The following is a 7,486-nucleotide window of genomic DNA, read 5'->3' as shown; positions in this document are numbered from 1 at the left end:
TGCTCCAGCCGATTCAAGCCAAGGCTTGTTTCGAACTTTCGCGTTCATTCTGCAAGCAGAATGTTTACTCACTCGTTATTCAGTTTTCAAAGATCAAACTTGTTTTTTTGTCACCATTTTCTCTCAGCGGCGACTTTTATAATATATCATACTTCGTTTGTTTTGGTCAAGTGTTTTTTTGAAATTCTTTTTCGAAGCTCGCAATGAACTTCTTCATTTCATCTAAGGCATCTAACCAAGCAAGCAAAGCAACGAGATATAATGTACCATATAAATATCCTAGGAGTCAACTATCCAAACAAAGAAATTTTCAAACCCAATAATAGCCCCACACCTGGCAGTCCCAAAACAGTCACAGTCCCTATTGTCGCAGGGTTCAGCGGGATGTAGGTTCCTGTAATCCATCCGGAATAATTCACGATGTATATCCCCACTGCAGCAAGCACCAGATGAATTCCGAATGACGTGAAAACCGATAACCCTATCCGCTTTCTGAATAATACAACGATAAGTCCCAGTAATGATACAACCAACACACTCCCCAGTATAATACTCTTCATAATGGTACACCTCCATGTTTAATGTAAACCCGACTCTACATACTAACCCCTCGCTCTGAAGCAACGGCATCATTAATTTTGGCTCGCTTCGCTCTTCTCAAATGGATCTGGTATTTTCGCTCAGCTGCCTCCAATACATAAATGGCATAATCAATCTCATCCTGCCCCTGTGCATCTTCAAACTGCCTCATAGCCCGTTCCCACTCCTGCTTAGCCATCTGAATATCTGTATAGATCTGACCCTCCTCAAGCTCCCTCAACATTCTGTTGTGTTTCTCTATCGATTTCCGTGTATTTCGCCACATAAACATGAACTCTCCTCCTCCTGATTAGCACAGCACATTCTCATACTTATCAGGGAAAGGACAAACTTAGAACTCGGGTATTCAATTTCTTCACAAAAAAAAGAGAGCCCTAGGGCTCTCCTTGCACATTGAAACTCATTTAGTATCCAAGGAAGTGCACAGCACAATTCAGATTGAACACACTAACGCATCTCCCTGCGTCCTTCCAACGCTTTGGAAAGGGTCACTTCATCCGCATACTCAAGATCGCCACCTACAGGCAATCCATGCGCAATACGGGTCACGCTGATCTCAAACGGGCGTACCAAGCGGGAGATGTACATTGCTGTAGCCTCACCCTCAATATTGGGGTTTGTCGCCAAGATGATTTCTTTTATACGTTCATCACTCAATCGAATCAGGAGTTCCTTCAACCGAATATCGTCCGGGCCAATTCCCTCCATAGGTGAAATCGCACCCTGTAACACATGATAGTATCCATCGAACTCTTTGGTCCGCTCCATGGCCACCAAATCTTTCGAATCCTGAACCACACAGATTACAGAGCCATCCCTGGACTTATCCTGACAGATGCGACACGGGTCCGTATCGGTGATATTACAACATACAGAACAGTAATGGAGATTACGCTTCACACTTACGAGTGCTTTGGCAAAATCAATAACGTCATCTTCCTTCATGTTAAGCACATGAAAAGCTAAACGCGCTGCCGTCTTGGGACCTACACCCGGCAACCGGGTGAAGGCATCAATCAGCTTGGCTATTGGTTCGGGATAATACAATCGATTATGTCTCCTTTGACAGGATCAATTTTTTAATTAAAATAATCCCGGAATATTCATGCCGCCTGTGAACTTGCCCATATCCTTGTTGGCAATCTCATCGGCTTTGGCCATTGCATCATTAACAGCAGTCATAACAAGATCCTGCAACATTTCAACATCTTCCGGATCTACCGCTTCAGGTTTGATCGTGATAGCAAGCAATTTCTTGTGTCCGTTAACTTCAGCCGTCACTACACCGCCACCAGATGTACCTTGGACTGTTTTGTCTGCCAATTCCTCTTGTGCCTTCAGCATTTGCTCCTGCATTTTCTTCACTTGTTTCATCATTTGGTTCATGTTATTCATAATTGTTCATCTCCTTTGTTATGGTTATCGCGCTGTGCGCATTATTCTTTGATCACTACAAGGTCCTCGCCAAAGAGCTGGATAGCTTCATCAATCCAAGGCTGTTTATTGCCTGAACCGCCGTCTTCATGCTCAGGTTCAAGCTTAAAGTCCTCCTTTGGCGCTTCAGAAGCTCCCTCCATTGCTCCGGTCCAGTCTTTGAGCATCATCGTCACCAATCGTGCAGGACGCCCAAGTTGTTCGGACAACACCCGCTCAATGACTTCGCGGTTCGCCTGCTTCTCCGTTGTTTCACGGTGAATGTTGTTTTTGAAGGCAACCAACACATTGTCTTCAAGCAAGGATACCGGCTCACCATCCACAAACCAGGCGTGAACGGTAACCCTTTCTTCTTTCACTCGTTGCAGAATCTGACTCCATTTTTTGCTGATCTCTGCGAACTCAGGAGCTCCCTTGCGCGCAACATACTGATCCAACTGTGCAGGAAGCTTCGCAGGCGAGTTGCCTCTCGATACAGGGGCCCGTGTTGCCGGACGCGATGGAGCGCTTGAAGCACCTTCCCCGCCAGACAATCCACTCTTGAGTGCACGATCCAACTTCTTCTCCAATTCAGCAAGTTGCTGCTTCAAACGGTTGATCTCTCCACCATCAGCAGGTGCTGCATGAGCTGAAGACCCCACCTGAACAGGAGCCTCGCCTTGAGCTGGAATACTACACAGTTTAAGCAACGCAACTTCAAATAATGTCTGTGGCTGCACTGCATATTTCATTTCACTCTGATACCGATTAAGGGTGTCAATCATGTGAAACAGTTGCTCCCTGGTGAATGACTCCGCCATATCACGAAAAGATTCCGGATTAAGTACCCGGTCCGTCAGTTTATCTGCATCAGGTACCATCTTAATCATAAGCAAATCACGGAAATAATACAGCAGATTCTCCATGCACTTGTCTGCACTCTTTCCTTCATGCATGAAACCTTCAATCATCTGCAGAATATGACCAACATCACCCTTGAGCAGCGAAGCAGCCAGTGTAGCAAATTGCTCTGAAGCAATTCCGCCCGTCATGTCCATGACCTGCTGGTACGTTACTCGACCATCCGTAAATGAAGAGATCTGATCCAGCACACTGAGTGCATCCCTCATTCCACCGTCCGATAAACGGGCAATGTACTGAAGTGCATCCTGATCAGCTTCCATACCTTCCTGTTCACAGATCAACGTAAGTCTTGCCGTCTGTTCTTCCAGGGAAACCCGGCGAAAATCAAATCGCTGACAGCGCGATATAATGGTAGCCGGAAGGCGGTGCGGTTCCGTTGTTGCCAAAATAAACATTACATGTGGCGGCGGTTCTTCCAATGTTTTGAGCAAAGCATTGAATGCCTCCGTCGTCAGCATGTGCACTTCATCAATAATATAGACTTTCTGCCGGACTTCGGTTGGCGCATATTTAACCTTTTCCCGAAGATCACGGATTTCTTCAACGCCCCGGTTGGATGCAGCGTCAATCTCCTGCACATCCATCACAGCGCCAGTCGTAATCCTGCGGCAAGCTTCACACTCGTTACAAGGTTCAGGCGCAGGCCCACGCTCGCAGTTCACAGCTTTGGCCAAAATCTTGGCGGCACTTGTCTTTCCCGTTCCTCTGGGCCCGCTAAATAAGTAGGCATGGGAAGTCCGCTGTTCACGAATCGCGTTCTGCAAGGTCTGAATAATATGCTGTTGCCCCACCATATCTTGAAACGACTGGGGACGCCAAGCCCGGTATAACGCGATATGCTCCATGATGCGTTACCTTCCTTCCACTTCGCATTCGAGTCCTTTGTCGTTCCCCCATTATACTATATTCCAGGGTGAATCCAAACTTTATCTGACTCATTCATGCTTGGTTTTTTTAAGACATATCAAAAAGACCTCTGCATACATACAACTGCAAAGGTCTCTACATTTAAATGGTAAGCCGTGCACCTGCTATCGATATTCGCGATCCAAGTGGCACCCCTGAACAATAGCTCGGGCTAGGCAACCCTCCGGCACAAGAGTGATCTCACTTATGGCTGCTTCCTTCCGGACCTGACCAGGTTCATGAGTACTCATTGCGGAGGACCCAACCGTCAACACCACGTTCAGGGACCAAACCTCACATCGACAAAACCTCTAGCAGGAATTCAACCTCGCTATAGCGGATTGCGAGTTACAGGGCACCGCTACCTCCCCATCTAGCACGGTAAGAAATAGTATAACGTAAGGTTATCCAAATTGCAACCAGAAGGGACACAGAAACAATTATGCAGACATAGAGCATATAAAAACCCCTGCCAGATCAGCAGGGGTGTGTTGGATGCAAATTAGCAGACAACTCCCAGGAATTGTCCTATTAAATTCCGTATTTCTTCTTGAAACGATCAACACGGCCGCCAGCATCGATAAACTTCTGTTTACCTGTGAAGAACGGGTGGCACGCGGAGCAAATCTCTACACGAAGTCCGTCTTTAACCGAACCTGTCTCAAAAGTATTCCCGCAAGCGCAAGATACTTGACCAATCGTGTAATTAGGATGAATTGCTTCTTTCATTACCTTTCACCTCTTTCCGCCCTGAGCCTCAAGCGGACCCAGAGTAAATGGCACAACTCTGAGATTATAACACGGCCTTGTGCCTGTTGCAATCCATTATTATTAAGAGGTAATCAACCGTTTTGGACGTGCCATTCCAGCTGGTGGAACATGGGTATACGATCCGATCACAACATCAGGCAACTCTTCTTCAAATATCTCAATCATCTGCTTCATACCCAAGATATCACCTTGAGCTGGAGGGATTAACTCCAGATAGCTCTCCGGGTCAATATTGAGATTACGCATCTGAATCAAACGCAGATCGGTTCTTCTCGCAAACTCAATCATTGCCTCAATCTCTTCTTCACGATCTGTTACGCCAGGGAAGATCAAATAGTTAATGGAGGTGTATACACCCTGCTGAGCTGCGTATTTCATCGACTTTTCAACATTGGCTAAGGTATAACCACGCGGTTTATAGTAGGCGTTATAGTGGTCATCCAGTGCGCTGATTGTACTTACACGCATCAGATCCAAACCAGCATCCACAATACCTCTAATGTGATCGTTCAGACCGGCATTGGTATTAATGTTGATATACCCCATGTCCGTCACGGAACGCACTTCGCGAATCGCTTCAATAATCAGTTTGGCCTGCGTGGAAGGCTCCCCTTCACAACCCTGTCCAAAGCTAATAATGGACTCCGGCGTCTTCAGGTGTTCCAGCATAACCTCTACAATCTCATCCACACGCGGTCGGAAGTTCATACGTGTCTGCGGGGAAACAAAGCCGCTATCATCCGGTTGCTCGGAGATACACCCGAAACAACCTGCATTGCATGAATAGGATACCGGCACTCCACCTTCCCAACGATTCAGGAACGTGTTTGATGATGTTAGACATTCATATCCAAGTGCACAGTTGGATAGATGGGTGTAAAGACGGTTCTCCGGGTATTGCTCTGTCAACCGTTTAACCCCGGAACGCACATCGTCACGATCACAGTTAAGCGGGTTCCATTGGTCAGGACTATCCGACTTCGAAGCAGTGACATAGAAACCGCCATCTTTCCAGACTACTGCGGAATAACCGAACAACGGCAACTTATATTCCTTATCCGTCTTCACATAACCAGGGAGACACAAACGAGTGAATCCCTGTGGAAGCAACGCGCCTACAGCCTGTGTGTCTGTTGGCATTGGCAGCATCTCACCGGTATCCGGGTCCATACCAATGGGCCGGGTGCTTGGAAGTCCAACCAATGTTGCACCTTCCGGCAAAGGAATTAACTCATCTTCCATAATCTCAACGATCATATCTCCACTGCGGGCAAGCCCGTACAGGGAAGGGTGATCAAATACATTACCTTTTTCATCTGCGTATACTAAATACATGATGTTCTCCTCACATCTAATGGGTTAAACCTAACGACGAGTATATTGTACCATTCACAGCAAAGCTGCAAAAGAAAGGGATTATTCAAACGACAGTTACGTCGATGTACCTGACGTAGCTGTCTGTCTAGGTGTGCGACGGGTTGTTGTTGTCCCCGAATTGCTTGTCGGGCTATTACCAGCCGAATCAAATGCCGCCAAAAACTCTGCATTCGTCTTGCTGTTACGAAGTTTCTTCAGGAAACCTTCAACAAAGTCATGGGAGTCATTCATATTCTTGCGAATCGCCCAAATTGTATCCAGTTCTTCTTTGCTGAGCAACACTTCTTCACGACGCGTACCCGAGCGACGAATGTCGATTGCAGGGAAAATACGGCGTTCTGCCAGTTTGCGGTCCAAATGAAGCTCCATATTTCCCGTACCTTTAAACTCCTCATAAATGACATCATCCATACGTGATCCTGTATCAATTAATGCAGTTGCCAGGATCGTCAAGCTTCCGCCTTCTTCCACATTCCGGGCAGAACCGAAGAAACGCTTCGGACGATGGAACGCAGCTGGATCAATACCACCACTAAGTGTACGACCGGATGGTGGAATAACCAGGTTATATGCACGGGCAAGACGCGTAATGCTATCCAACAGGATAACAACATCCTTTTTAGCCTCAACGAGACGAAGCGCACGCTCAAGTACCAATTCCGCCACCTTGATATGATTCTCAGGCAGTTCATCAAATGTTGAAGCCACAACTTCCCCTTTTACAGAACGCGACATATCCGTTACTTCCTCTGGACGTTCATCAATCAACAGGACAAACAGTTCAATTTCAGGATTGTTAGTTGAGATGCTGTTGGCAATTTCTTTGAGGAGAAGCGTTTTACCCGCTTTGGGAGGTGCTACGATCAATCCGCGCTGTCCCAATCCTACCGGGGCGAGCACATCCATAATTCGTGTGGACAAATGGTTGGGGGATGTTTCGAGAACCAGTTTTTTCTGCGGATACAGTGGGGTTAGTGCCGGGAAGTGAAGTCGCTCTGCAGCCGCCGATGGATTCTCGCCATTCACAGCGTTGACTTGCAACAAACCGAAGTATCTCTCGTTTTCCTTAGGTGTTCTACACTTGCCTGATACGAGGTCACCTGTTCTTAGGTCAAACTTGCGAATCTGAGAAGCTGAGATATAGATGTCTTCCGTACTTGGCAAGTAGTTAATCGGCCGCAGGAATCCGTAACCTTCGGGCAAAATCTCGAGTACGCCTTGCATGAACATCAGTCCACTCTGTTCAGCTTGTGCGCGTAGTATGGCAAAGATTAATTCTTTCTTTTTTAACGTACCATAGTAAGGTATCTGATATTTTTTGGCCAGTTTGTAAAGGTCCGTTAGTTTCATTTCTTCCAAATCGGAAATTTGTAGATCCATATAATAACCACCTATTCAATTAATAAGTCCGTGTGATGGATAGTTTCGCTAGATGTTCCGGCTATAGAGTGCAGCATCTGCCACAATCTCTTCTGTCCATTGTACGGAATGTAAC

Annotated in this window: 8 protein-coding genes and 1 other RNA gene; all 9 read right to left on the bottom strand. The window is 46.5% G+C overall.

Annotated features, from left to right (window positions below; translation table 11 throughout):
* Positions 1-290: 290 nt before the first annotated feature.
* Entirely contained in the window at positions 291-560 is a 270-nt protein-coding gene (locus ACTHPG_RS27950; RefSeq protein ID WP_440392529.1) for a pro-sigmaK processing inhibitor BofA family protein, read from the bottom strand.
* A gap of 35 nt (positions 561-595) precedes the next feature.
* On the bottom strand, positions 596-823 hold the full coding sequence (locus ACTHPG_RS27945; protein WP_440392530.1) for a DUF2508 family protein: 228 nt from the start codon (positions 821-823) through the stop codon (positions 596-598).
* 224 nt (positions 824-1,047) lie between these two features.
* Complete coding sequence (gene recR, locus ACTHPG_RS27940) at positions 1,048-1,647, bottom strand: recombination mediator RecR (RefSeq protein WP_278297410.1); 600 nt, start codon at positions 1,645-1,647, stop codon at positions 1,048-1,050.
* A gap of 36 nt (positions 1,648-1,683) precedes the next feature.
* Positions 1,684-1,995 carry a YbaB/EbfC family nucleoid-associated protein gene (locus ACTHPG_RS27935; RefSeq protein ID WP_036607248.1) on the bottom strand — a complete coding sequence of 104 codons (312 nt, stop codon included), beginning with the start codon at positions 1,993-1,995 and terminating at the stop codon, positions 1,684-1,686.
* Between the two features lie 41 nt (positions 1,996-2,036).
* Positions 2,037-3,782, bottom strand: a complete 1,746-nt coding sequence (gene dnaX, locus ACTHPG_RS27930) for a DNA polymerase III subunit gamma/tau (RefSeq protein WP_440392528.1) — start codon at positions 3,780-3,782, stop codon at positions 2,037-2,039.
* Between the two features lie 175 nt (positions 3,783-3,957).
* Positions 3,958-4,225, bottom strand: an RNA gene (gene ffs, locus ACTHPG_RS27925) — signal recognition particle sRNA large type.
* Positions 4,226-4,374: 149 nt separating this feature from the next.
* Entirely contained in the window at positions 4,375-4,572 is a 198-nt protein-coding gene (gene rpmE, locus ACTHPG_RS27920) for a 50S ribosomal protein L31 (RefSeq protein WP_036607255.1), read from the bottom strand.
* Positions 4,573-4,674: 102 nt separating this feature from the next.
* Positions 4,675-5,949 (bottom strand): radical SAM protein, encoded by a 1,275-nt coding sequence (locus ACTHPG_RS27915; protein ID WP_440392527.1) that lies wholly within the window; start codon positions 5,947-5,949, stop codon positions 4,675-4,677.
* Positions 5,950-6,045: 96 nt separating this feature from the next.
* Positions 6,046-7,371, bottom strand: coding sequence for a transcription termination factor Rho (gene rho / locus ACTHPG_RS27910; RefSeq protein WP_440392526.1), 1,326 nt, complete (start codon positions 7,369-7,371; stop codon positions 6,046-6,048).
* Positions 7,372-7,486 lie beyond the last annotated feature (115 nt).

Origin of the sequence: Paenibacillus sp. SAF-068 (assembly GCF_051967555.1) — a bacterium.
Classification (GTDB): Bacteria; Bacillota; Bacilli; order Paenibacillales; family Paenibacillaceae; genus Paenibacillus.
This window is presented reverse-complemented; position numbering and strand designations above follow the sequence as displayed.

What these genes read in the sequence shown, in the direction of transcription:
- ACTHPG_RS27950 (WP_440392529.1), bottom strand. Translation starts at nt 560, where the DNA reads ATGAAGAGTATTATACTGGGGAGTGTGTTGGTTGTATCATTACTGGGA.
- ACTHPG_RS27945 (WP_440392530.1), bottom strand. Translation starts at nt 823, where the DNA reads ATGTTGAGGGAGCTTGAGGAGGGTCAGATCTATACAGATATTCAGATG.
- ACTHPG_RS27935 (WP_036607248.1), bottom strand. Translation starts at nt 1,995, where the DNA reads ATGAATAACATGAACCAAATGATGAAACAAGTGAAGAAAATGCAGGAG.
- dnaX (WP_440392528.1), bottom strand. Translation starts at nt 3,782, where the DNA reads ATGGAGCATATCGCGTTATACCGGGCTTGGCGTCCCCAGTCGTTTCAA.
- rpmE (WP_036607255.1), bottom strand. Translation starts at nt 4,572, where the DNA reads ATGAAAGAAGCAATTCATCCTAATTACACGATTGGTCAAGTATCTTGC.
- ACTHPG_RS27915 (WP_440392527.1), bottom strand. Translation starts at nt 5,949, where the DNA reads ATGTATTTAGTATACGCAGATGAAAAAGGTAATGTATTTGATCACCCT.
- rho (WP_440392526.1), bottom strand. Translation starts at nt 7,371, where the DNA reads ATGGATCTACAAATTTCCGATTTGGAAGAAATGAAACTAACGGACCTT.